This window comes from Streptomyces sp. M2CJ-2 (assembly GCF_016757295.1).
Classification (GTDB): Bacteria; Actinomycetota; Actinomycetes; order Streptomycetales; family Streptomycetaceae; genus Streptomyces.
In genome coordinates this window covers 187,535-211,363 of record NZ_JAESIF010000001.1, presented here as the reverse complement: position 1 = coordinate 211,363, position 23,829 = coordinate 187,535, and the positions used below count along the sequence as shown (strand labels likewise).

Annotated in this window: 25 protein-coding genes and 1 pseudogene; 16 read left to right on the top strand and 10 right to left on the bottom strand. The window is 71.9% G+C overall.

Annotation, left to right across the window (positions count from 1 at the left end; all coding sequences use genetic code 11):
• The first annotated feature begins 62 nt into the window (after window positions 1–62).
• Both JL475_RS01340 and JL475_RS01335 read left to right on the top strand, forming a co-directional pair.
• On the top strand, window positions 63–1,298 hold the full coding sequence (locus JL475_RS01340; protein WP_202274080.1) for an ROK family transcriptional regulator: 1,236 nt from the start codon (window positions 63–65) through the stop codon (window positions 1,296–1,298).
• 215 nt (window positions 1,299–1,513) lie between these two features.
• Window positions 1,514–1,912 carry a luciferase family protein gene (locus JL475_RS01335; protein ID WP_202274079.1) on the top strand — a complete coding sequence of 133 codons (399 nt, stop codon included), beginning with the start codon at window positions 1,514–1,516 and terminating at the stop codon, window positions 1,910–1,912.
• Between the two features lie 84 nt (window positions 1,913–1,996).
• Here JL475_RS01335 and JL475_RS01330 read toward each other — a convergent pair whose 3' ends face one another.
• From JL475_RS01330 to JL475_RS01305, 6 genes are all read right to left on the bottom strand, one after another.
• Window positions 1,997–2,191: a hypothetical protein gene (locus tag JL475_RS01330; RefSeq protein WP_109380715.1), complete on the bottom strand. Its 195-nt coding sequence runs from the start codon at window positions 2,189–2,191 to the stop codon at window positions 1,997–1,999.
• Between the two features lie 103 nt (window positions 2,192–2,294).
• A complete protein-coding gene (locus JL475_RS01325; RefSeq protein WP_202274078.1) occupies window positions 2,295–3,158 on the bottom strand; it encodes a phosphatidylinositol-specific phospholipase C/glycerophosphodiester phosphodiesterase family protein in 864 nt (287 codons plus the stop codon).
• Window positions 3,159–3,348: 190 nt separating this feature from the next.
• A complete protein-coding gene (locus JL475_RS01320; protein ID WP_202274599.1) occupies window positions 3,349–4,449 on the bottom strand; it encodes an acyl-CoA dehydrogenase family protein in 1,101 nt (366 codons plus the stop codon).
• 47 nt (window positions 4,450–4,496) lie between these two features.
• On the bottom strand, window positions 4,497–5,738 hold the full coding sequence (locus JL475_RS01315) for an acyl-CoA dehydrogenase family protein (protein ID WP_202274077.1): 1,242 nt from the start codon (window positions 5,736–5,738) through the stop codon (window positions 4,497–4,499).
• Window positions 5,735–6,712: an NADPH:quinone oxidoreductase family protein gene (locus JL475_RS01310; protein ID WP_202274076.1), complete on the bottom strand. Its 978-nt coding sequence runs from the start codon at window positions 6,710–6,712 to the stop codon at window positions 5,735–5,737. The genes JL475_RS01315 and JL475_RS01310 overlap by 4 nt, the downstream gene beginning before the upstream one ends.
• A 94-nt stretch (window positions 6,713–6,806) precedes the next feature.
• Complete coding sequence (locus JL475_RS01305; RefSeq protein WP_202274075.1) at window positions 6,807–7,379, bottom strand: helix-turn-helix domain-containing protein; 573 nt, start codon at window positions 7,377–7,379, stop codon at window positions 6,807–6,809.
• Between the two features lie 62 nt (window positions 7,380–7,441).
• Here JL475_RS01305 and JL475_RS01300 point away from each other — a divergent pair.
• The 5 genes and pseudogenes from JL475_RS01300 to JL475_RS01280 all read left to right on the top strand — a co-directional run.
• Window positions 7,442–7,701, top strand: a pseudogene (locus tag JL475_RS01300) (FAD-dependent oxidoreductase); the annotation flags it as partial.
• A 148-nt stretch (window positions 7,702–7,849) separates the two neighbouring features.
• Complete coding sequence (locus tag JL475_RS01295; RefSeq protein ID WP_202274074.1) at window positions 7,850–9,076, top strand: RNA-guided endonuclease TnpB family protein; 1,227 nt, start codon at window positions 7,850–7,852, stop codon at window positions 9,074–9,076.
• Between the two features lie 131 nt (window positions 9,077–9,207).
• The gene (locus JL475_RS01290; protein WP_202274073.1) at window positions 9,208–9,672 is read left to right on the top strand and encodes an NUDIX domain-containing protein; all 465 of its coding nucleotides are present in this window, start codon (window positions 9,208–9,210) and stop codon (window positions 9,670–9,672) included.
• A gap of 77 nt (window positions 9,673–9,749) precedes the next feature.
• A complete protein-coding gene (locus tag JL475_RS01285) occupies window positions 9,750–11,135 on the top strand; it encodes an NADP-dependent succinic semialdehyde dehydrogenase (RefSeq protein WP_202274072.1) in 1,386 nt (461 codons plus the stop codon).
• Window positions 11,136–11,160: 25 nt separating this feature from the next.
• Complete coding sequence (locus JL475_RS01280; protein ID WP_202274071.1) at window positions 11,161–11,397, top strand: DUF6213 family protein; 237 nt, start codon at window positions 11,161–11,163, stop codon at window positions 11,395–11,397.
• A gap of 42 nt (window positions 11,398–11,439) precedes the next feature.
• Here JL475_RS01280 and JL475_RS01275 read toward each other — a convergent pair whose 3' ends face one another.
• Window positions 11,440–12,102, bottom strand: coding sequence for a transcriptional regulator (locus tag JL475_RS01275; RefSeq protein ID WP_202274598.1), 663 nt, complete (start codon window positions 12,100–12,102; stop codon window positions 11,440–11,442).
• A 196-nt stretch (window positions 12,103–12,298) separates the two neighbouring features.
• On the bottom strand, window positions 12,299–13,531 hold the full coding sequence (locus JL475_RS01270; protein ID WP_202274070.1) for an acyl-CoA dehydrogenase family protein: 1,233 nt from the start codon (window positions 13,529–13,531) through the stop codon (window positions 12,299–12,301).
• 171 nt (window positions 13,532–13,702) lie between these two features.
• On the opposite strand from JL475_RS01270, the gene JL475_RS01265 reads away from it, so the two are divergent.
• Window positions 13,703–14,344, top strand: a complete 642-nt coding sequence (locus JL475_RS01265) for a TetR family transcriptional regulator (RefSeq protein ID WP_202274069.1) — start codon at window positions 13,703–13,705, stop codon at window positions 14,342–14,344.
• A 3-nt stretch (window positions 14,345–14,347) separates the two neighbouring features.
• Here the strand turns inward: JL475_RS01265 and def are convergent, their stop codons facing one another.
• A complete protein-coding gene (gene def, locus JL475_RS01260; RefSeq protein ID WP_202274068.1) occupies window positions 14,348–14,893 on the bottom strand; it encodes a peptide deformylase in 546 nt (181 codons plus the stop codon).
• A gap of 148 nt (window positions 14,894–15,041) precedes the next feature.
• Between def and JL475_RS01255 the strand changes: the two genes are divergently transcribed.
• The 8 genes from JL475_RS01255 to JL475_RS01220 all read left to right on the top strand — a co-directional run bounded on the left by JL475_RS01255 (window position 15,042) and on the right by JL475_RS01220 (window position 23,611).
• Complete coding sequence (locus JL475_RS01255; protein WP_202274067.1) at window positions 15,042–16,280, top strand: MurT ligase domain-containing protein; 1,239 nt, start codon at window positions 15,042–15,044, stop codon at window positions 16,278–16,280.
• A 43-nt stretch (window positions 16,281–16,323) separates the two neighbouring features.
• Entirely contained in the window at window positions 16,324–17,052 is a 729-nt protein-coding gene (locus JL475_RS01250) for a type 1 glutamine amidotransferase (protein ID WP_202274066.1), read from the top strand.
• A 236-nt stretch (window positions 17,053–17,288) separates the two neighbouring features.
• On the top strand, window positions 17,289–18,314 hold the full coding sequence (locus tag JL475_RS01245) for a 6-phosphofructokinase (protein WP_109380730.1): 1,026 nt from the start codon (window positions 17,289–17,291) through the stop codon (window positions 18,312–18,314).
• 157 nt (window positions 18,315–18,471) lie between these two features.
• Window positions 18,472–19,422 carry a cytochrome c oxidase assembly protein gene (locus JL475_RS01240; RefSeq protein ID WP_109380731.1) on the top strand — a complete coding sequence of 317 codons (951 nt, stop codon included), beginning with the start codon at window positions 18,472–18,474 and terminating at the stop codon, window positions 19,420–19,422.
• 97 nt (window positions 19,423–19,519) lie between these two features.
• Entirely contained in the window at window positions 19,520–20,302 is a 783-nt protein-coding gene (locus JL475_RS01235) for a LytTR family DNA-binding domain-containing protein (protein WP_202274065.1), read from the top strand.
• A gap of 9 nt (window positions 20,303–20,311) precedes the next feature.
• Window positions 20,312–20,671: a hypothetical protein gene (locus JL475_RS01230; protein WP_202274064.1), complete on the top strand. Its 360-nt coding sequence runs from the start codon at window positions 20,312–20,314 to the stop codon at window positions 20,669–20,671.
• A 25-nt stretch (window positions 20,672–20,696) separates the two neighbouring features.
• Window positions 20,697–22,409 (top strand): cation acetate symporter, encoded by a 1,713-nt coding sequence (locus JL475_RS01225; RefSeq protein ID WP_202274063.1) that lies wholly within the window; start codon window positions 20,697–20,699, stop codon window positions 22,407–22,409.
• Window positions 22,406–23,611, top strand: a complete 1,206-nt coding sequence (locus JL475_RS01220; protein WP_202274062.1) for a sensor histidine kinase — start codon at window positions 22,406–22,408, stop codon at window positions 23,609–23,611. The genes JL475_RS01225 and JL475_RS01220 overlap by 4 nt, the downstream gene beginning before the upstream one ends.
• A 21-nt stretch (window positions 23,612–23,632) precedes the next feature.
• Here the strand turns inward: JL475_RS01220 and JL475_RS01215 are convergent, their stop codons facing one another.
• Window positions 23,633–23,809, bottom strand: a complete 177-nt coding sequence (locus tag JL475_RS01215) for a hypothetical protein (protein ID WP_202274061.1) — start codon at window positions 23,807–23,809, stop codon at window positions 23,633–23,635.
• Window positions 23,810–23,829 lie beyond the last annotated feature (20 nt).

Genomic DNA, 23,829 nt, shown 5'->3' with positions numbered 1-23,829 from the left:
TTCACCGGCGAACACCGGCCCCGGCCACGCCATGACAGAACCGACCGAGGACTGACGGAGGCATGAGCGCACCGCTGCACGAGGCCCGCCCGGCCGGCTCGGGGCGGGTGCCGCCCCCGCCCGGTCCGGGACACGTACTGCCCGACACCCAGCAGGGCATGCGCCGCCGCAACCTTTCGCGGGTGATGCACACCGTCAGCGCCGAGGGGCCGCTGTCCCGGGCCGCCGTCGCCTCACGCATCGGCCTGACCCGGGCGGCGGTGTCCACCCTGGTCGACGAGCTCATCCGCTCGGGCCTGCTGGAGGAACTGGGCCCCGAGCGACCGGGACGCGTGGGCCGGCCGGGCTCGGCGCTCGCCGTCAGCGGGCGCGGTCCGGCCGGAATCGGTGCCGAGGTCGGCGTCGACCATCTCGCGGTGTGCGCGGTCGATCTGCGGGGACGGGTCCGGGCGCGGGCGGTACGGCACGTCCCGAACCGCGGCCGTTCCCCCGAACCGGTGATCGAAGAGCTGACCGGACTCCTGCTCCGGGTCGTCGCCGAGGCCGAGGGTGAGGGGCTGTGGCCGGCGGGGCTCACCGTGGCCGTGCCGGGCCTGGTGGCACGGGGCACCCGGACCGTCGTACGCGCGCCGAATCTCGGCTGGCGCGACACCGACCTCGGCGCCCTGCTCCCGGCACGGTTCCCGCTGACCGTGGCCAACGAGGCCGACTGCGGCGCGCTGGCCGAACTCTGGCTCGGCGAGGGCACACCACGCGACTTCCTCCATGTGTCGGCCGAGACAGGCATCGGCGCCGCCGTGGTCGTGGACGGGCGGCTGCTGCGCGGGACCCGGGGCTTCGCGGGCGAGTTGGGGCATGTGCCGGTACGGCCCGACGGCCCGGAGTGCGGCTGCGGCGGACGCGGCTGCCTGGAGCAGTACGCCGGTGAGAGGGCGGTGCTGCGCGCCGCCGGTGTGGAGCCGGGCGAGGACCGCGTGGGCCTGCTCGCCGGCCGCGCCGAGCAGGGCGACCCTGCCGTACGGCGCGCCCTGCACGACGCGGGAACGGCGCTCGGCATCGCACTGACCGGGGCGGTCAATCTCCTGGACCCGGAGAGTGTCGTGCTGGGTGGCGCGCTGTCCGGGCTCGCGCCCTGGCTGCTGCCCTCGCTCCGCTCCGAACTGGCCCGGCGCACGGCGGGCCCGGCCTGCCCCGTCTCGGTATCGGCCCTGGGCCCCGAAGGCCCCCTGCTGGGCGCGGCGCACTCGGTGGTCCGGGGAGTCCTGGACGACCCGGCTGCGGTCGCCGGAAGGGCCTGAACCCACCTGCCCCGCAGACCTGACCGGCCGGCCCCGCGCCGGCCGCTCGTCACGGGTCTCGTGGTCGGGCACGAACCCGAGCCGGTTGCCGTGTGAGGTCACGAGGTGGCCGACTGTCATGATGTGATCATCTGTAAGGGGTGCACCGCCTCACCGATCGATTACGAAACGCCCAACCACTGGTTGCCGCACGGTGAGCAGGTCACTATGAGGCCATGAAACCGGCGCAGCGAGCCATGGAGCTACTTCGGACCTGGCCCGACCTCACTGCCTGCAAGGCGGGTTGCGGTACCGGACCGGCCCTCCGCTCCGCTCGCGAAGAAATCGTCCACTTCCACTCCGAACGGGACGTCGATCTCCACCTGACCCGCCGCGCCATTCAGCGCTTCCACTACGATCTGAACGCCTCAACCGCGATCCAGCTGACCCCGGGGTCGAGTTGGGTGACGGTGCATCTGGACTGCGCCACCGACGTCGACCTGCTGCTGAGCCTGGTGAGCGTCGCGCTCAAGGCCCACCAGGCACCACCGCACCCCTCCTGCGCGCCGACGACCGCCGGGTGCAATTTCCACCGGGTCACGGTGCTGCCGCGCGACGTGGTGACAGACCACTGAGAACGCTGAGAACGCTGAGAACGCCTGGAACACCACGAACACTGCGAACACCGAAAACACCGAGTCACCCGGTGAGCCCGGGCCTTACGGCCGCAGGCCGCTGACGATGTCCGCCGTCGCGGTCAGCCCGCTGTGGATGGTGGGGGCGATGCTCGTACTGGCCAGATAGAACCCGAGCAGCAGACAGACCAGAGCGTGGGAGAGCTTCAGTCCGCCGTTGCGCAGGAAGATCACCGCCAGGACCGCGAGCAGCAGCACCACAGAGATGGAAACGGCCATCGTCAACCTCCTCCGCCACGTCCGCTTCGCGGCGTTCGGCCGTAAGTGTGGCGTAGCGGAGGGTTCGTCCGGGCGGCTGACCTGTCCTCCGAACGTGTGGTGTCTACCGCGGGCGGTACGCGTCGAGGAAGGATTCCAGTCCCGCGAGGTCGTCGGTGTTGAGGTGGTCGACGCCGGCGGCGGCCAGTTCGCCCCACAGGGCGTCCCGGGCGGGGCCCGGCTGGTCCGGGGTGGCCCAGAAGCGCACCCGCCGGCCGCGCGCGTGCGCGGTGCGCACGATGTCCCGCAGTTTTTGGCGCTCGGCGGCGGGGAACGCGCCGACACCCCGCCAGGTGAAGTGGAGCGTCCAGTTGTCGCTGATCAGCGGGATGAGAGAGGACCGGGCCGGCCCGCCGAGGTCGGTCAGCCGGCCGTCGTAGAAGGCGCGCCGCACCCGCTGGGCCTCCATGGGCGCGCGGGCCGCGCGGTCCCCGGAGACGACGGCGGTGACCGGACCGGGCAGCACTCGGCCGTCGGCGCAGGTGGTGAACAGATGCCGGTACCGGCGCAGGCGGCGGTCGAGTTCGAGGTAGGTGGACGCTCCCTCGGTCTTGATGTCGACGAGGAGTTGGAACGGTCCCCGGTGTCCCCGGTACACCGAGCCGCGATGGGCCCGCACGCGGGCGGTGAGCGGGTCGAGGTAGAGGGATTCGAGAGTGCGGGACGGGTCGAGGTCCTCGGGGTCGTGGGCGACGAGGAGTCGGTCGCCCACGAGGAAGATGTCGGCCTCGACGCTGCCGAACCGGTGGTCGAGTGCGTCGAGGAGGGGACGCGGGTGCTCGTAGTCGTTGTGGGCGTGGGCGCGCCACAACGGACGCGGGTGGTGCCTCTGTTCACCGGCCGACGCCTCGGCGGCGGGCAGGGCCACCGAGCCCGCGAAGGCGGCGCCGAGGGTGGTGAGGGCTCTGCGACGGGTGGTGAGGGCCATGCTCTGCCTCCCTGGAAGTGCCGTACGGGACCACTGGAGTATGGGGTCGGCACTCACCCGAAGAGCAGTGCCGTGCGGGGAGTTGGCCGATCCGCCGTCGCGCGTTCACCTCACCGGGACCGAGCACGCGAAGGAGCCCGCCCCGTGCGGGGCGGGCTCCTTCGGCCAGGACCGGACTTGTGATGTCGCCTCAGGGCGCCCGGAGGTCGACCAGTTCGGCCAGTGCCTCACGATGGGCGCCCGCCGTGCCGTAGGCGATGGAGTCGGCCTTGGCCCGCTTCAGGTACAGGTGGACCGGATGCTCCCAGGTCATACCGATGCCGGCGTGCAGTTGCAGTGCCTCCTCGGCGGCGTGGACGGCGACCTGTCCCGCGTAGGCCTGCGCGACGGCGACAGCCACCTCGGTGTCCTGGTCGGCGGACAGGGCGGCAGCGGCGTTGCGGGCCGCCGCACGGAGGTTGACGACCTCCAGCCACAGCTGGGCGAGCCGGTGCTTGAGCGCCTGGAAGCCGCCGACGGGCCGGTTGAACTGCCTGCGGTCCTTCAGATAGCGGACGGTCTCCGTCAACGCCCACTCGGCGACACCGAGTTGTTCCGAGGCCAGCAGTCCGGCGCCGGCTCGCAGGGCCCGTCGCACGGCAGGTTCGGCGTCGCCCAGCCTGCGTCCCCGGGCGCCGTCGAGGACGACCGTGGCGACGGGGCGGGTGAGGTCCAGGGACGTCTGACCGGTGACGGTGACCTCGGCTGCCTCGACGGCGTACAGCCCGCCGTCGTCCGCCGGTACGAGCAGCACGTCGGCCGCGGCGGCGTCGGCGATGCCGGTCAACTCGCCGTGCAGCACGCCGTCCACCGCGCGTGCGGTGGCGAAGGCCGCGCCGGGCGCGGTGTGCAGCCCGACGGCGAGGACGCCGATCCGGCGCGCGGACGCCAGGGAGGCCAGCACGCCCTCCCCGTCCGCGCCCCCGTCCGTGCAGGCCAGCAGCGCCTCGGTGGCCACGACGGCGCTGGTCAGGTAGGGCACGGGGGCGACGGCCCGTCCCAGCTCCTCCAGTACGACGGCGGCCTCCCGGTGTGTGGCGCCCTGGCCGCCGCGGTCCTCGGGCACCAGCAGACCGGCCAGGCCCATGCCGTCGGCGAGCGACTTCCACAGTGCCAGGTCGTGCGGGGTGCCCGACTCGGCGCGGGAGATCACCCCGGCCGCGTCGCAGTGGTCGGTGAGCAGGTCCCGGACGGCGGCGCGCAGCGCCTCTTCCTCCTCCGAGTAGAGCAGGTCGGGCTGCGGGTTCCCCAGGGGCGCCGTGCTCGTCGCGCTCGTCGTGTTCGTCGTGTTCGTCGTGTTCACCGGATCAGGTCCTTCCACGCGACGTCCTTGTCGGTACGCGGCTCGGACGGCAGCCCCAGGACGCGTTCGGCGACGATGTTCAGCAGGACCTCGCTCGTCCCGCCCTCGATGCTGTTGCCCTTGGAGCGGAGATAGCGGTAGCCGGCCCCGCGGCCGGTGAAGTCGACCAGTTCGGGGCGGCGCATGGTCCAGTCGTCGTACAACAGGCCGTCCGCGCCGAGGAGTTCCACCTCCAGGCCGCTGATCTGCTGGTTGAGACGGGCGAAGCCCAGCTTCATCCCGGCGCCTTCGGGACCGGGCTGGCCGGCCGCGAGCCGCTGACGGAGGCGTTCGCCGGTGAGCCGGGCGACCTCGGCCTCCACCCAGAGCCCCAGCAGGCGCTGATGCAGGTCGTGGGTGCGCAGTTCGGGGTGCTCGCGCCAGGTCCTCGCGACCGGGCCGATCATGCCGCCCTCGCGGGGCAGCCGCGTGCCGCCGATGGCGACGCGTTCGTTGTTGAGCGTGGTCCGCGCGACCCGCCAGCCGTCGCCGACCTCGCCGAGGCGGTGGGAGTCGGGGATGCGGACGCCGGTGAGGAAGACCTCGTTGAACTCGGCCTCGCCGGTGATCTGGCGCAGCGGCCGCACCTCGACACCGGGGTCGGTCATGTCGCAGACGAAGTAGGTGATGCCCCGGTGCTTGGGCGCCTCGGGGTCGGTGCGGGCGATGAGGATGGCCCAGCGGGCGAGATGCGCGCTGGAGGTCCACACCTTCTGCCCGTCGACCACCCAGTCACCCTCGTCCGTGCGGACCGCCCGGGTGCCGAGGGCGGCCAGGTCGGATCCGGCGCCCGGCTCGCTGAACAGCTGGCACCAGACCTCCTCGCCGGTCCACAGCGGACGGAGGAAGCGCCGCTTCTGCTCCTCCGTGCCGTACTGCAGGATCGTCGGCGCCGCCATGCCCAGGCCGATACCGATGCGCCGCGGGTCGTTGTCGGGTGCCCCGGCGGCCTCCAGCTCGGCGTCCACCACGGCCTGGAGGGAACGCGGGGCACCGAGTCCGCCGAGCCCCTCGGGGTAGTGCACCCAGGCGAGGCCCGCGTCGAAACGGGCGCGCAGGAAGTCGAGGCGGTCGGTGTCGGCAGACGAGGGGGACGGGCCCGCAGGGCCCTCGGTCGAGGGTGGTGGCGGGAGACGGGTGGGCGGCTGCGCCGCCAGCAACTCCCTGGTGCGGTGCCTCAGTTCGGTGGCGTCGGTCATGCCGCGGCTCCGTTCCGCGGTACGGGCAGCACGGCGACGCGTCCGGTGGTGACGCCGTCCGCGACCCGCTGCACGGCGTCGGCGGCGCCGGCGAGCGGCACGCGCTCGCTCACCAGTGGCTTGACGGCGCCTCGCGCGGCCAGCTCGGTGAGCTGTTCGTGGCAGTCCTGGACCAGCTTGGGGTTCCTGGTGTTGTACAGGCCCCAGTGCAGGCCGAGGATCGAGTAGTTCTTCACCAGGGCGTGGTTCAGCGCCGGGCTGGGGATCGTGCCGCCGGCGAAGCCCACGATCACGATGCGGCCCTCGAAGGCGACGACCTTGGCGGACTGGGCGTAGGCCTGACCGCCGACCGGGTCGTAGATCACGTCGGCGCCCCTGCCTCCGGTGGCGTCCTTCACCGCGGCGATGACGTCCTGCTCACGCCGGTCGATCACCACGTCACAGCCCAGTTCACGGGCGACGGCCGCCTTCGCGGCGCCGCCGACCACGCCGATGACGGTGGCGCCCGCGGCCTTGCCCAGTTGCACGGCCGCGCTCCCGACACCGCCCGCCGCGGCGTGCACGAGCAGGGTCTCACCGGCCTCCAGACCGGCCCTGCGGTGCAGCCCGAACCAGCCGGTCTGGTAGCCGATGTGCAGGGCGGCGGCCTCGGCGTCGTCCAGCGCGTCCGGGGCGTCCCGCAGCGCGGCGGCGTCCGCGACGGCGTACTCGGCGAACCCGCCGTACGGCAACGCGGGGTTGGCGATCACCCGGCGTCCGTCCTCGGTCTCACCGCAGATCTCCAGGCCCGGGGTGAACGGCAGCGGCGGCCTGACCTGGTACTGGCCCTGGCACATCAGCGCGTCCGGGAAGTTGATGTTCGCGGCGCGCACCCTCAGCAGGACCTGACCGTCGCCGGGCGTCGGCCGCGCCACGTCCGCGAGGCGCATGACCTCGCCCGGCTCGCCGATCTCGTGCACTTGCCATGCCTGCATGCGGAGCCTCCACGGGACTGTGAACGTCGTGTTCGCCTGACCGGGTTCCTCGCATACTAAGCGGTCGCTTGCCCGCAGGGAACCGTCGCGTACGTCACGGTCGCCCGGGACGTGCCCGTACGTGCATCCGCTCCCCCTGCGGTCCGAACAGGCTGAGGAACTCCACCGGCCCCTCCCCCGTCGACCCGAACCAGTGCGGCACGCGCGTGTCGAACTCCGCCGCCTCCCCCTCCGTCAGCACCACGTCGTGCTCGCCGAGCACCATCCGCAGCCTGCCGGACAGCACGTACAGCCACTCGTAACCCTCGTGGGTGCGGGGTTCCGGCTCGAGCCTGCGCTGCGGTTCGAGCACCTTGTACGCCTGGAGCCCGCCGGGCCGGCGGGTGAGCGGCCAGTGGGTGCGGCCGTCGCGCCGGATCGGCTTGGAGCGGACGCGCGGATCACCGACCGGCGGCGCGCCGACCAGTTCGTCCAGCGGCACCTGATGAGCCTGGGCGATCGGCAGCAGCAGCTCCAGGCTGGGTTTGCGCAGTCCGGACTCCAGCCTCGAGAGGGTGCTCACGGAGATGCCGGTCGCCTCGGACAGCGCGGCGAGCGTCACCTCCCGCTCCTTCCTGATCCGCCGCAGCCGGGGGCCCACATCCGCGAGAACGTCATCCGTGGTCATACCGGTATTGCAGGATCGGCAAAGACATTTGTCAATCCGGCAGCGACTGGGCGACCGTCGTCGTGGAGGTGGTCACGATGGACGAGACGCACAAGGACGAGGACCACAAGAACCTCGCGCACCACGACGTGGTCGTCGTGGGCGGCGGTGCGGCGGGACTGTCCGCCGCGCTGGTACTGGGCCGGGCACGTCTGCGGACACTGGTCGTCGACGCGGGTGAGCCGCGCAACGCGCCCTCGGCCCACATGCAGGGCTATCTGTCCCGGGACGGGATGTCGCCAGCCGCTTCCTAGCCGTCAACCGGGAGGAGGTCGCTCGCCACCGGGGTTTATTCGCAGCGCATCGGGGTTCACCCCGGTGGTGAAGCCAGTCCGGTGGGTGCGCCGCGGAGTGTCGCGGGATCGTTCCGGCGGAGCCGGATTCAGCCGATCCGCCCCGGACTGCCGATGGCGGGTGTTAGCGTCCGGATTATGCAGCTTCGGTACGCCTTCCGGCTCGACCCGACACCGGGCCAGCGCAGTGCGCTGGCCCGGGCGTTCGGCTGCGCGCGGGTGGTGTACAACGACGCGATCGCCGCCCGGGAACAAGCGAGGGCGGCCGGTCGGCCGTTTCCCACCGCGGCGGTCTTGTCGCGGACGCTGATCACCGAGGCGAAGAAGACCCGGGAGCGGTCCTGGCTGGGCGAGGTCTCCGCGGTGGTGCTGCAGCAGGCACTGCGGGACGTGGAGGCCGCCTACCGCAACTTCTTCGCCTCCCGCACAGGAAAGCGCAAGGGCCCGGGGCTGGGCGCGCCGCGCTTCAGGTCGCGCCGGGACGCGAGGCAGGCGGTCCGGTTCACCGCGAACGCCCGCTGGAAGATCACCCCCGCTGGCCGGCTGAACCTGCCGAAGATCGGCGAGGTGCGGGTGCGCTGGTCGCGGGCCCTGCCCGCCATCCCGTCCAGTGTGACCGTGGTCAAGGACGCGGCCGGGCGGTACTTCGCCTCCTTCGTCATCGACACCGATCCGGAACAGGACCGGACCCGTCTCGGCGAGCCGGCCCCCGACAGTGCCGTCGGCATCGACCTCGGCCTGGCGCACTTCGCGGTTCTGTCCGACGGCACGAAGATCGACTCCCCGCGGTTTCTGCGCCGCGCGGAGAAGAAACTCAAGAAGGCCCAGCGGGAGCTGTCCCGCAAGCAGAAGGGATCCAGCAACCGGGAGAAGGCCCGCCAAAAGGTCGCCCGCGCGCACGCGAAGGTGGTCGACGCTCGCCGCGAGTTCCACCACCAGCTCTCCACGAAGCTGATCCGTGAGAACCAAGCGGTCGCGGTGGAGGACCTGGCGGTGAGCGGACTGGCGCGCGCCCGGCTGGCCAGGAGCATCCATGACGCGGGCTGGTCCCGGTTCGTGCACATGCTCGCCTACAAGGCCCAGAGATACGGGCGGGCCCTCGCGAAGGTCGACCGGTTCGAGCCCACCAGCCAGGTGTGCTCCGCCTGCGGCCACCGGGACGGGCCCAAACCCCTCACCGTGCGGGAATGGACCTGCACCGGCTGCGGCACGGTTCACGACCGGGACCACAACGCCGCGAAGAACGTCAAGGCCGCCGGACTGGCGGTGACAGCCTGTGGAGCGCAGGTAAGACCGGACCCCGGTCCGGCACCGCGCGACGAAGCAGGAAGCCACGGAATCCGACCCGCAACCCGCGCCGCCTAGCGGCACAGCACTCGGTCGGAAGGCCAGAATCCCCGGGCTCCAGCCCGAGGAGCAAGTCAACGCGAGGACAAGCGCCCTCAGGAGGCGGACACGGTGGAGACGCTGCTCGCCGCACACCCCGAGGTACGGCCGTGAAGGGCGCCCGGAGTGCCGGTCTGCTGGTGTTCCGGCACACCGGTCACGGGCTCGAAGTGTTGCTCGGTCACATGGGCGGCCCGTTCTTCGCCCGCCGGGAGGCCGGCGCCTGGACCGTGCCGAAGGGCGAGTACGACCCCGGCGAGCCGGCCTGGGACGCGGCCCGCCGCGAGTTCCAGGAGGAGCTGGGGCTGCCGCCTCCGGACGGGGAGGCCGTACCGCTCGGTGAGGTCCGGCAGTCCGGCGGCAAGACCGTCACGGTCTGGGCGGTCGAGGCCGACCTCGACCCGGCGGCGGCCGTGCCCGGCACGTTCGAGAGGGAGTGGCCGCCGAGGTCGGGGCGGATCCAGGAGTTCCCCGAGCTGGACCGGGTGGAGTGGTTCGCCCTGGACCGGGCCCGGGAGTTGGTCGTCACGGCACAGACGGCGTTTCTCGACCGCCTGGCGGAGCACTCGCCCTGAGGAGCCCTTCCGCGTTGCGACGCCCACCGCGGCGCGGGAAGGTCGAGAAGCACAGCCCGTCCCGAGGGAGGCCCGCCATGCCCATCGCAACGGTGAATCCGGCGAACGGCGAGACGCTCAAGACGTACCAGGCCATGGGTGAGGAGGAGATCGAGCGCCGGCTCCAGCTCGCGGAGGCCACGTTCCGTACGTATCGGACGACGTCCTTCGAGGAGCGTGCCCGCCTGGTGCACCGGGCCGCCGACCTCCTCGACGAGGACCGGCAGAACATCGCCCGGGTGATGACCACCGAGATGGGCAAGCCGGTCAAGCAGGCCCGTGCCGAGGCCGCCAAGTGCGCCAAGGCGATGCGCTGGTACGCCGATCACGCGGCGGAACTCCTCGCCGACGAGGAACCCGACGCCTCCGACGTGAAGGACTCCGGCGCCTCCCGGGTCCTGGTGCGCTACCGGCCGCTCGGCCCGGTGCTCGCCGTGATGCCGTGGAACTTCCCGCTGTGGCAGGTCGTGCGGTTCGCGGCGCCCACGCTGATGGCCGGCAACGTGGGCCTGCTCAAGCACGCCTCGAACGTGCCGCAGACGGCTCTGTACCTGGAGGACCTGTTCCACCGGGCGGGCTTCACCGAGGGCTGCTTCCAGACGCTGCTCGTCGGTTCCGCCGCGGTCGACGAGATCCTGCGGGACGAGCGGGTCAAGGCGGCCACCCTCACGGGCAGCGAACCCGCGGGGCGGGCGGTCGCCTCCACCGCCGGGGAGATGGTCAAGAAGACGGTGCTGGAACTGGGCGGCAGCGACCCGTTCGTCGTCATGCCCTCCGCGGACCTGGACCGGGCCGCCGAGGTCGCGGTCACCGCGCGGGTGCAGAACACCGGGCAGTCCTGCATCGCCGCCAAACGCTTCATCGTGCACACGGACGTCTACGACGCCTTCGCCGAGCGCTTCACCGCGGGCATGCGGGCCCTGCGGACCGGCGATCCGATGGACGAGGAGACGGATGTCGGCCCCCTCTCCAGCGAGCAGGGCCGCGCCGACCTGGAGGAACTGGTCGACGACGCCGTACGCTCCGGGGCGGGCGTGCTGTGCGGCGGTGAGCGGCCCGACGGGCCCGGCTGGTACTACCCGCCGACCGTTCTGACCGGGATCACCCGGGAGATGCGCGTCCACCGGGAGGAGGCCTTCGGCCCGGTCGCCACGCTGTACCGGGCGGCGGACCTGGACGAGGCGGTACTGATCGCCAATGACTCGCTGTTCGGCCTGAGTTCGAACGTCTGGACGCGTGACGAGGCCGAGGTCGACCGGTTCGTCCGGGATCTGGAGGCGGGCAGCGTCTTCGTGAACGGGATGACGGCGTCCCATCCGGCGTTCCCGTTCGGCGGGGTCAAGCGGTCCGGGTACGGGCGTGAGCTGTCCGGGCACGGAATCCGCGAGTTCTGCAACATCACCACGGTTTGGCACGGTGCGTGACGTTCCCACGACTACGATCCCGACTGTGAACCGCGAAGTGACTCTGCCTCTGATCGTCGACGACCGCGGTACCCTGCAGGTCTCCGCGGCGGACGTGAGCAAATTGCTGCGCACGGTGGGCGGGCGGTGGCTGCGGCTCGTGGAGACCGGGGAGGACCGGCTCGACGAGGACACGGTGGCCGCGCTCACGATCGAGCTGGCGAAGCTGGCCGACCGGATCGACGTGGCCTGCATCGCCCACAGCAGCGGGAGCGCGCCCTGAACGGTACGGCGGCGTGAGGCCGTCGATCCCCGTCAGGCGGGGTCAGACGGGCCGCAGCAGCGTCCTCCAGAACAACGCCTCGTAGCTCTGCAGCAGGTGACCGTACCCCCGGGCACGGTTCTCGTCGAGGCGGCCCGCGTCCAGGGCGGCCTGGACCGCTTCCGTGGCCGTCCGGTCCAGGTCCGGGGCCGGTTCGGCGAAGAAGTCGAAGAACGCGCAGGCCTCGTCGGTGAAACCGTAGTGGGTGCGCAGCGCCTCGGCGATGGTGGCACAGTAACCTCCCCACGCCGAGAAGTTGGCGGTCACCGCGAGTACGGCGTCGGCGGGCGCGGCGTTGAGGGCCAGCCAGGCGATGTAGGCGGGATACGCCTGGCAGCCCGGCAGGGGGTCGTACGTCCCTGCCCGGTCGCCGCCCACGCCGCACGCCGCGGCGAAGGCGTCCAGCCGCCGTGCCGCCAGCGCTTCGCCCTCGGCGAGGGCGGTGAAGTACGCGGCGGCCCGCGGCTGATCCGCGGACCGGTCCGCCAGATGCCGGAACGCCCGGCGGTCCGCGGGAATCACCCGGTGCTGCTCGAGGGCGAGCGCGGCCAGGGTGTCCCGGTCGGCCTCACCACGGGCGATCAGCGGCACGAGAGGGTTGGACCGCGGGTCCGGGGCCAGTTCCCGCGTGATCGTCTCCAGCAGTTCCCCGGCCGTGCGCGTCATCGCGGCCTCCGTCGCGTCGGTCGGCCGGTCGGTCGGTCGCGCGGCCGGTTCCCCCACGATCTTCCCCCAGGAACCGGGGCCGCGGAACCCGGCGTGCCCCGGCGGGGTGACGGCCCCGCCGTACGGCGGCCCGACGGCGTGCGTCACACCGCCGGGCCGGCGTCCGGCTTCCTCATGGCTTCCTCATGGCCGGGACTCAGCGGATGGGCATGCCCGACAGGGTGCGGGCGATGACCAGGCGCTGGATCTCGCTCGTGCCCTCGAAAATGGTGTAGATCGCGGCGTCCCGGTGCATCCGCTCCACCGGATACTCGCGCGTGTAGCCGTTGCCGCCGAGGATCTGTATCGCCTGGGCCGTGACCTTCTTGGCCGTCTCACTGGCGTACAGCTTCGACATCGACCCCTCGGCCGCCGTGAACTGCTTGCCGTTGACCGCCATCCAGGAGGCGCGCCACACCAGGAGGCGGGCGGCGTCGATCCGGGTGCGCATGTCGGCCAACTGGAAGGCGACGCCCTGGTTGTCGATGATCGGGCGGCCGAACTGCTCGCGGGTCTGCGCGTACTCCAGGGCGACCTCGTAGGCGGCGCGGGCGGTGCCCACCGCCATGGCTCCGACCGCCGGGCGGGACGCCTCGAAGGTGGCCATCGCGGCGTTCTTCACCCTCTCCCCTCCCTGTCCCTGCCCGGCACGCTCCCGGGCACGGGCGAGGCGCTCGTCGAGCTTCTCCTTGCCGCCGAGCAGGCAGGAACCGGGGACGCGCACGTCGTCCAGGATCACCTCGGCGGTGTGCGAGGCGCGGATGCCGTGCTTCTGGAACTTCTGCCCCTGGGAGCAGCCGGGGGTGTCCGGCGGGATGATGAAGGAGGCGTGCCCCTTGGAGCCGAGTTCCGGGTCGACGACCGCGACGACGACGTGCACGTTGGCGATGCCGCCGTTGGTCGCCCAGGTCTTGGTGCCGTTGATCACCCACTCGTCCTTGGCCTCGTCGTACACCGCGCGGGTGCGCATGGAGGCCACGTCGGAGCCGGCGTCGGGCTCGGAGGAGCAGAAGGCGCCGAGCTTGACGTCGTCGGCGTCGCCGTACATCTGCGGGATCCAGGTGCCGATCTGCTCCTCGGTGCCGTTGGCGAGGACGCCGACGGCGGCGAGACCGGTGCCGACGATCGACAGGGCGATGCCGGCGTCGCCCCAGAACAGTTCCTCCATGGCGGTGGGGATGCCGAGGCCGGTGGGGTCGAAGTACTGCTGGGCGTAGAAGTCGAGGGAGTAGATGCCGACCTTGGCGGCTTCCTGGATCACCGGCCAGGGTGTCTCCTCGCGCTCGTCCCACTCGGCGGCCGCGGGGCGGATCACATAGGCTGCGAAGCCGTGGAGCCAGTCACGGACTTCCTTCTGTTCCTCGTTGAGTTCCATGGTGAACTCGGCCATGTCCCCTCCAGCGGCGGCGCACGCGCATGTTACTTACGGTAACCCGCAGTCTGTTACCGACCGGTAGGAAAGTCAACTCCTCCGGACCCCTCGGATCCCGTCCGATGCCCGGCACGCCGTCAGTGTTAGTTTGCGCAGGCGTCACCGAATCAGCACGGGTGGGGAGAGATCATGGACACCACGCAGCGGACCGATCAGCAACGGTCCGCCGACCGCCGCCGGCGCGAGTTGCTGGAGGCCGCCGACCGGGTGGTGCTCCGCGAGGGCCCTCATGCCTCCATGAACGCGATCGCGGCCGAGGCCGGCATCACCAAGCCGATCCTCTACCGGCACTTCGGTGACAAGGGAGGACTGTACGCCGCCCTGGCCCAGCGGCACACCGACGCCCTCCTGGCCTCCCTGCGGGAGGCACTGGACGCCCCGGCGGACCGGCGCGAGCGGGTCGAGAACACCCTCGACACCTACCTCGCGGCCATCGAGCTGCGCCCTCAGGTGTACCGGTTCCTGATGCACCCGGCCGAGGGCTCACCGGGCGACCAGGGTTTCGACGTCGGCAAGCACTCGGCACCGTTGCTGCGGCGCATGGGCGAGGAACTGGCCCAGGTCATCGAGGAGCGGCTGGACCTCGGACCGGGCAGCCGGCAGCTGGCCCGCGTCTGGGGGCACGGGATCGTCGGCATGATGCACGCGGCCGGCGACTGGTGGCTCGGCGAACGCCCCTGCTCCCGGGCCGAATTGGTGCGCAGCCTGGCCGATCTGCTGTGGGGCCGGCTGGCAGCGGCCGACGACCGGGTCGGCGGTCCCGGCTTCTGACCCTCAGCCGCGCCCGGCCCAGGAGGCCCGCCGTACCTGGCGGGTGAGCCTGCGCCGGCGCCAGCCCGTCAGCCGGTCGGCGTAGACGCGGCCCTCCAGGTGGTCGCACTCGTGCTGCAGGCACCGGGCGAAGAACCCGGTGCCGTGCACGGTGACCGGTTCCCCGGTCACCGTGCGGCCCTCGACGACCGCGTGGTCGTGACGTTCCGTCCCCGCCTCCAGGCCGGGCAGGGACAGACAGCCCTCCGGGCCGCGCACCACCACACCGTCCGTCTCGACCAGCCGCGGGTTGACCACATGGCCCAGGTGACGGACGTCCTCGTCGTCCGGGCAGTCGTACACGAACACCCGCAGCGGCACACCGATCTGGTTGGCGGCCAGGCCCACCCCCTGCGCGGCGTACATCGTCGCGAACAAGTCCTCCACGAGGCGGGCCAGTTCCGGACCGAAGTCGGTGACCTCCGCGCAGGGTGCGTGCAGCACCGGGTCGCCGAGCAGGGTGAGGGGCCGGACGCGTCCGTGGACGCCCGGGATGGAACCGTGTCGCATGGCGCTCAGAGTACGGTCCTCTCAACAACGCCCGTCTCATCGGTGGTGCCATGGTTCTGGAGTGCGAATGGACCTCGATAGGCTGAGGCCCACACCACGTGGCCGCCAGCCACAGGCGCGGCGCGTACGCAAGGAGGATCGAGAACTGATGGCAGGCAACTCGGACCCGCTCTCGCCGCGGGCCAAGCTGGCCGTGACCGCGGGCAAGGCGGTCGCAGCGGCGTCACGCGCCGCGGGACGCGGCAGTGGTTCGGTGATCGGCGGCCGGGTGGCGCTCAAACTCGACCCCGATCTCCTCGCCCGGCTCGCACAGAACCTGGACTGCGTCCTGGTCTCCGCGACCAACGGCAAGACCACCACCACCAGGCTCATCGCGGAGGCACTGCGCGCCGCGGGACCGGTCGTGTCCAACGCCCTCGGCGCCAACATGCCCGCCGGCATCACCTCGGCGCTCGCGGGCGGCTCGGAGTCGAAGTTCGGTGTCATCGAGGTCGACGAGAAGTACCTCGCCGGCGTCGCCCGGGACACCGACCCCAAGTGCATCGCCCTGCTCAACCTCTCCCGCGACCAGCTCGACCGGGCCGGCGAGACCCGTATGCTCGCGGAGAACTGGCGCGAGGGCCTGGCCGGTTCCAAGGCGGTCCTCGTCGCCAACTGCGACGACCCGCTGGTGGTGTGGGCCGCCTCCTCCTCCCCCAATGTGATCTGGGTCGCCGCGGGCCAGATGTGGAAGGACGACGCCTGGTCGTGCCCGTCCTGCGGCGGTGTGATGCAGCGCCCCGGCGACGACTGGTTCTGCGGCGAGTGCGGTTTCCGCCGGCCCACCCCGTCCTGGGCGCTCTCCGGCGACCACGTCCTCGATCCGCACGGTTCGGCCTGGCCGATCCACCTCCAGCTGCCGGGCCGCGCCAACAAGGCCAACGCCGCGAGCTCCGCGGCCGTCGCCGCCGTGTTCGGGGTGCCGCCGCAGGTCGCCCTGGAGCGCATGTACCAGGTGCAGGCCGTGGCCGGCCGCTACGACGTCGTCCAGTACCAGGGCCGTGACCTGCGGCTGCTGCTCGCCAAGAACCCCGCGGGCTGGCTGGAGACGTTCTCCCTGATCGACCCGCCGCCCACCCCGGTGATCCTCTCGGTGAACGCCCGCTCCGCCGACGGCACCGACACCTCCTGGCTGTGGGACGTCGACTACACCCGGCTGACCGGCCACCCGATCGTCGTCCTCGGCGACCGGAAGCTGGACCTCGCGGTGCGGCTCGAGGTCGCGAACCAGCAGTTCCAGGTCTGCGACGACCTCGACCAGGCACTGCAGCAGTGCCCGCCGGGCCGGATCGAGGTCATCGCCAACTACACCGCGTTCCAGGACCTGCGCCGCCGCGTCGGCAACTGACGCGGGCGACGTATCGCGACGTACTCACAAGGACAGTGACTTCATGAGCGACAACGGTCTGCGGATCGTGTGGATCTACCCCGACCTGCTCAGCACCTACGGCGACCAGGGCAACGTGCTCGTCGTGGAGCGCCGGGCCCGGCAGCGCGGCCTCGACGTGGCCCGGCTCGACGTGCGCAGCGACCAGCCGATCCCGACCTCCGGCGACATCTATCTGATCGGCGGCGGTGAGGACCGCCCCCAGCGGCTCGCGGCCGAGCGGCTGCGCCGGGACGGCGGACTGCACCGGGCGGTGGAGAACGGCGCCATCGTGTTCTCGGTGTGCGCCGGCTACCAGATCCTCGGCCACGAGTTCATCAACGACCTCGGCCAGCGGGAGCCCGGTCTCGGCCTGCTCGACGTCGTCTCGGTGCGCGGCGAGGGCGCCCGGTGCGTCGGCGACGTGCTGGGGGACATCGACGCGCCGCTCGGCCTGCCGCCGCTGACCGGCTTCGAGAACCACCAGGGCGTCACCCACCTCGGCCCGACGGCCCGCCCGCTCGCCCGGGTGCGCTTCGGCAACGGCAACGGCACGGGGGACGGTACCGAGGGCGCCTACAACGACACCGTGTTCGGCACGTACATGCACGGTCCGGTGCTGGCCCGCAACCCGCAGATCGCGGACCTGCTGCTGAAGCTGGCGCTCGACGTCAACGCGCTGCCGCCGACCGACGACCACTGGTACGAGGCGCTGCGCAACGAGCGCATCGCGGCCTCGCAGCAGCCCGCGTAGGACCCGCGCCACGACGTCCGCCCCGGTGTCCGCGAGCCCGTGGACACTGGGGCGCGGGCCGGGTGTCCACAGGGGCGCCACAGGCCCGTCTGACGGCTGGTCCGCACAGGTGAGCGGGCTCGTCCAGTAGGCGGACGCGCGCTGCGGGCCCACCCCCGGATGCCGTTAGGGTGGCGGGGATCGAGCCGGACGACGCGGTCCGGTCCCGGCCCACGGCGAGAAGGTTGTTTCGGGCTATGCGTATTGGTGTCCTCACGTCCGGCGGAGACTGCCCCGGTCTGAACGCCGTCATCCGGTCCGTAGTGCACCGCGCGGTCGTCGACCACGGCGACGAGGTCATCGGCTTCCGGGACGGCTGGAAGGGCCTCCTGGAGTGCGACTACCTCAAGCTCGACCTCGACGCGGTGGGCGGCATCCTCGCCCGCGGCGGCACCATCCTCGGCTCCTCCCGGGTGCGTCCCGAGCATCTGCGGGACGGTGTGGAACGGGCCAGGGGCCACGTCCAGGAACTCGGCCTCGACGCGATCATCCCGATCGGCGGTGAGGGCACGCTGAAGGCGGCCCGGCTGCTGTCGGACCACGGCCTGCCGATAGTGGGCGTCCCGAAGACCATCGACAACGACATCGCCGTCACGGACGTCACCTTCGGCTTCGACACGGCCGTCGGGGTGGCGACCGAGGCGCTGGACCGGCTGAAGACGACCGCCGAGTCCCACCAGCGGGTACTCATCGTGGAGGTCATGGGCCGGCACACCGGCTGGATCGCCCTGCACTCCGGCATGGCGGCCGGCGCCCACGCGATCGTGGTGCCCGAGCGGCCCTTCGACATCGAGGAGCTGACCGCGACGGTCGGCGCGCGGTTCTCGGCGGGCAAGCGGTTCGCCATCGTGGTCGCCGCGGAGGGCGCCAAGCCGAAGGCCGGGACCATGGACTTCGACGAGGGCGGCAAGGACGCCTACGGCCATGAGCGGTTCGCCGGGATCGCGCGGCAGCTCTCCGTGGAACTGGAGTCGCGGCTCGGCAAGGAGGCGCGTCCGGTGATCCTCGGGCACACCCAGCGCGGCGGGACGCCGACCGCGTACGACAGGGTGCTCGCCACCCGCTTCGGCTGGCACGCCGTGGAGGCCGTGCACCGCGGGGAGTTCGGGATGATGACGGCGCTGCGCGGAACGGACATCGTGACGGTGTCGCTGGCGGAGGCCGTCGAGACGTTGAAGACGGTGCCCGAGGACCGCTACGCGGAGGCGGAGTTCGTCCTGTAGCACCCGTGACGTCCCGCGCGGTGTCCGTGCCCTCCTGGGCCCGTGGCTCCCACAACGCCTGTGAGCAGAACCGCCCCCGGTCGCAGTCGCGGCAGGGGGCGGTTCTACTCTGGTGCGGACAGACAGCGCACAACCCCCACGAATCAGGAGCCGCCGGATGGATCACAGCGGGCACGGCATGACCATGGATCTGCCGCCGTTCACGCTGGCGCGAGGGCTCGCATGGTCGACCGAGCCGTTCTTCCTCGTCTCCTGCCTGTTGGGGCTGGCACTGTACGGCTGGGCGGTGGTGCGCCTGACGCGGCGCGGCGACAAGTGGCCGGTGGGGCGGACCGTCTCGTTCGTCCTCGGTGTGCTGAGCATCATGCTCATGATGTGCACCGGGCTGAACGACTACGGCATGGTCATCTTCAGCGTGCACATGGTGCAGCACATGATGATCAGCATGGTGTCGCCCATCCTGATCCTGCTCGGCGCCCCGATCACGCTCGCGCTGCGCGCGCTGCCGCCGGCGGGACGCGGCCGCAAGGGGCCGCGTGAGCTGCTGCTGATGCTGCTGCACAGCCGCTACATCCAGGTCGTCACCCACCCGGTGTTCACCATCCCGATGTTCATCGCGAGCCTGTACGGGCTGTACTTCACCCCGCTGTTCGACTTCCTGATGGGCTCCCAGGTGGGGCACATCGCGATGATGGTGCACTTCCTCGCCGTCGGCCTGGTCTTCTTCTGGCCGATCATGGGTGTGGACCCGGGTCCGCACCGGCCGGGCTACCTGATGCGGATGCTGGAGCTGTTCGCGGGAATGCCGTTCCACGCGTTCTTCGGCATCGCGGTGATGATGGCGTCCACCCCGATGGTCACCACGTTCCAGAACCCGCCGGCCTCGCTCGGCATCGACGCGCTCGCCGACCAGAACGCGGCCGGCGGTATCGCCTGGGCGTTCAGCGAGGTCCCGTCCGTGCTGGTGCTGATCGCGCTGCTCTTCCAGTGGTACGCCTCGGAGAAGCGGCACGCCAAGCGCACCGACCGCGCCGCGGACCGTGACGGCGACAAGGAGCTCCAGGCGTACAACGCCTATCTGGCCTCCCTGCACACACGCGGGAGCTGAGTCCCCCGGTCCCCGCTCCCCCCACCACCGGATCTTGCGGGAACGCCCACGTCCGGCACATGTCCAGACGTGGGATTCCCGCCTAGACTCCACCTTCATGCTGCGCGCTCTGGCCGTCGACGACGAACGCCCCTCGCTGGAGGAACTGCTCTACCTGCTGAACGCGGACCCCCGCATCGGCAGTGCCGAGGGCGCCGGTGACGCGACCGAGGCGCTGCGCCGCATCAACCGCGCCCTGGAGTCCGGGCCCGACGGCCCCGAGGCCATCGACGTCGTCTTCCTCGACATCCAGATGCCCGGCCTCGACGGACTCGACCTCGCCCGGCTGCTCGGCGGGTTCGCCCGGCCGCCGCTCGTCGTGTTCGTCACCGCCCACGAGGACTTCGCCGTGCAGGCGTTCGACCTCAAGGCCGTCGACTACGTCCTCAAGCCCGTCCGCAAGGAGCGGCTGGCCGAAGCGGTCCGCCGCGTCGCCGAACCGCGCGCCGCGTCGCAGCCCGCGGCACAGCACGGCAGCACCCCGCGCATCCCCGTGCACGAGCCCGACCCGGACCACATAGCCGTCGAGCTCGGCGGTGTGACCCGCTTCGTCGCCGTCGAGGACATCACGCACGTGGAGGCCCAGGGCGACTACGCCCGGCTGCACACCGACCGCGGCAGCCACCTCGTGCGGATACCGCTGTCCACCCTGGAGGAACGCTGGCGCTCGCGCGGCTTCGTCCGTATTCACCGCCGCCACCTGGTGGCCCTGCGCCACATCGGGGAGCTCCGGCTCGACGCGGGGACCGTGAGCGTCCTGATCGGCTCGGAGGAGCTCCAGGTCAGCCGACGGCACACCCGTGAACTGCGGGACCTGCTGATGCGCCGGACCACGGGCTAGGGGGACGGTGTGCCCCAGGACCCGACCGAACGCCGCGTGGTCGTCACCGGCCCGCCCCGCCGCGCCCGCCGCGCCTTCGGCTACTACCGCCCGCGGACCGAGATCGACGAGCAGACCACCCTCGGCCACACCTACGTCCGCTCCCTGATGCGCATCCAGCTGCGCACCGGTCTCATCGTGTTCGCGATCCTCGTGCTGCTCATCGGCCCGCTCCCGCTGGTCTTCGCCGCGGCCCCGGACGCCCGGCGGCTGGAGTGGGCGGTCCTCGGCTTCGGGCTGTACCCCCCGCTGGTCCTGCTCGCCCGCTGGTACGTGCGCCGCGCCGAACGCAACGAACGCGACTTCGTGCGGCTCGTCGAGGACCGCTGAGGTCGGGGAACGGAACGCCGGTACCGTGAACTCCAGTTACGCCGTCCCCGCCGTCGCGCTCGTCGTCCTGGCGACCGTCCTCGTCGGCGCCTTCGGCCTGCGCATCTCCCGCACCACCTCCGACTTCTACGTCGCCTCCCGCACCGTGGGCCCCCGTCTGAACGCCGCCGCCATCAGCGGCGAGTACCTCTCCGCCGCCTCCTTCCTGGGCATCGCGGGCCTCGTCCTGGTCCAGGGCCCGGACATGCTCTGGTACCCGGTCGGCTACACCGCCGGCTACCTGGTCCTGCTGCTGTTCGTCGCCGCCCCGCTGCGCCGCTCCGGCGCCTACACGCTGCCCGACTTCGCCGAGGCCCGCCTCGCCTCACAGGCGGTGCGGCGGCTCGCGGGCGCCTTCGTCGTCGGCGTCGGCTGGCTGTACCTGCTGCCCCAGCTCCAGGGCGCGGGGCTCACCCTGACCGTGCTCACCGGCGCCCCCGGCTGGCTCGGCGGAGTGATCGTCGCCGTCGTGGTCACCGTCATCGTCGCCGCCGGCGGCATGCGCAGCATCACCTTCGTGCAGGCCTTCCAGTACTGGCTCAAGCTCACCGCCCTGTTCGTGCCCGCGCTGTTCCTGGTCCTCGCCTGGCAGAGCGACGGGGCGCCCAGCCACGCCTTCGACGAACCCGCCGCCTTCCGCGAACAGCGTGTCGTCCGCATCGACGACACCCTCGACCTGCGGCTCGCCGAGCCGCTGACCGTGACCGTGGACGGCACCGTCGACGGCCGCGGACACACCGGCACCGAACTCCGCCTGCCCGCCGGCACCCACCGCATCGACGGCGGCACCCGGCTGACCTTCGCCGAGGGAGCCGAGGTCCCGGCCGCCGGGCGGGGCGCCGACGACGCCCTGTCGCCCTCGCGGGCCGAGTCCCGCGAGGAACGCCCGCTGTACGCCACGTACGGGCTGATCCTCGCCACCTTCCTCGGCACCATGGGCCTGCCGCACGTGGTGGTCCGCTACTACACCAGCCCGCACGGCGTCGCCGCCCGCCGCACCACCGTCGCCGTCCTCGGCCTGATCGGCGCCTTCTATCTGCTGCCCCCGGTCTACGGAGCCCTCGGCCGGCTGTACGCCCCCGACCTCACCCTCACCGGCAGCGCGGACGCCGCCGTGCTTCTGCTGCCCGGCCGCATGATCGGAGGAGTGGGCGGCGACCTGCTCGGCGCGCTGGTCGCCGGGGGTGCCTTCGCCGCGTTCCTGTCCACGGCGTCCGGGCTGACCATGGCCGTGGCCGGCGTGATCACCCAGGACGTCCTGCCCTCACGCGGCGTACGGCACTTCCGGCTCGGCACGCTGCTCGCCATGGCCGTCCCGCTCGGGGCGAGCATCCTGGTCGGCGGGCTGCCGGTGGCCGACGCGGTCGGGCTCGCCTTCGCCGTGTCGGCGTCCTCGTTCTGCCCGCTGCTCGTCCTCGGTATCTGGTGGCGCCGGCTCACCCCGCCCGGGGCGGCGGCCGGCATGCTGGTCGGGGGCGGCTCCGCCTTCGTCGCCGTCGCCGCGACCATGGTCGGCTTCCCGGGCCGGGGCGCACTGCACGCGCTGCTCGCCTGGCCCGCCCTGTGGTCGGTGCCGCTGGGCTTCCTCACCATGGTCCTGGTCTCCCTGGCCACCCCCGGCCGGGTGCCGCCCGGCACGGCGGCGGTGCTCGCCCGGTTCCACCTGCCGGAGGAACTGCGGACGGAGGTGTCCAAGTGAGCGGATTCCTGGCGGGACTGTGCGTCGCCGTGCTGCCCCTGCTGGCCGCGGGCTTCTGGCTCGGCCGGCGCACCGCCCGGCCCGCCAGTCTCGCCGGACTCGGCACGCCCGTCGAGCACGCCACCTTCGAGACCCTGCACACCGCCTCCCTGGCCACACCCCCGCTCCGGGCGGGCCTGACCGAGGAGGCCGCCGGCAGATCCGCCCGCAAGCTGCGCTCCCTGCTCGGCACCGACGCCCTGTGCCTCACGGACCGCGAACAGGTCCTCGTCTGGGACGGCGCCGGCGCCCATCACCGTACCGAGATCATGGAACGACTGGCCGGGCCCCTCGACTCCGGCCGCGGTGAGGCGTTCCCGCTCAGCTGCGACACCCCCGACTGCGCGGTGCGGTGGGCCGTCGTCGCCCCGCTCACCGTCGACGACCGGGTGCACGGCGCGCTCGTCGCCTGCGCGCCCCGCGAGTCCGCGGTCCTGGTCCGGGCGGCCGGGGAGGTGGCCCGCTGGGTCTCCGTCCAGCTCGAACTGGCCGACCTCGACCAGTCCCGCACCCGGCTCATCGAGGCCGAACTCAGGGCGCTGCGGGCCCAGATCTCCCCGCACTTCATCTTCAACTCGCTCGCCGTGATCGCCTCGTTCGTCCGCACCGATCCCGAGCGCGCCCGCGAACTGCTGCTGGAGTTCGCCGACTTCACCCGTTACTCGTTCCGCCGGCACGGCGACTTCACCACCCTCGCCGACGAACTCCACGCCATCGACCACTATCTGGCGCTGGTTCGCGCCCGTTTCGGCGACCGCCTCTCCGTCACCCTGCAGATCGCCCCCGAGGTGCTGCCGGTCGCGCTGCCCTTCCTCTGCCTGCAACCGCTCGTCGAGAACGCCGTCAAACACGGCCTCGAGGGCAAGACCGACAAGTGCCACATCCAGATCACCGCACAGGACGCCGGCGCCGAAGCCCTCGTGGTGATCGAGGACGACGGCGCCGGAATGGACCCCGACCTGCTGCGGCGCGTTCTCGCCCGCGAGGTCGACCACACGGGCGGCATCGGTCTGTCCAACGTCGACGACCGGCTCCGCCAGGTCTACGGCGACGACCACGGCCTCGTCATCGAGACCGCGGTGGGCGCGGGCATGCGGGTCACCGTCCGGCTGCCGAAGTACCAGCCGGGCGTGCACCTGGCGGGGCGGCTCACGCCGAGGTGAGCGCCGAACGCCACGGGTAGCTCAGGCGCTGCGCGTGGCGACCATTGCGAGGGTGATCAGCCCCAGGACGACCCAGCCGAACCACAGCCATCCGTTGCTGCCGAGCGCCACCGTGTAGGCCGTCACCGCGACGAGGCCGCCGACGGTGAGCACTCCCATGGTCTTCGTCGAGTTCGAACCGTTGTGGGAACCGGGCATCGCGACACCCTCCTCGTGGT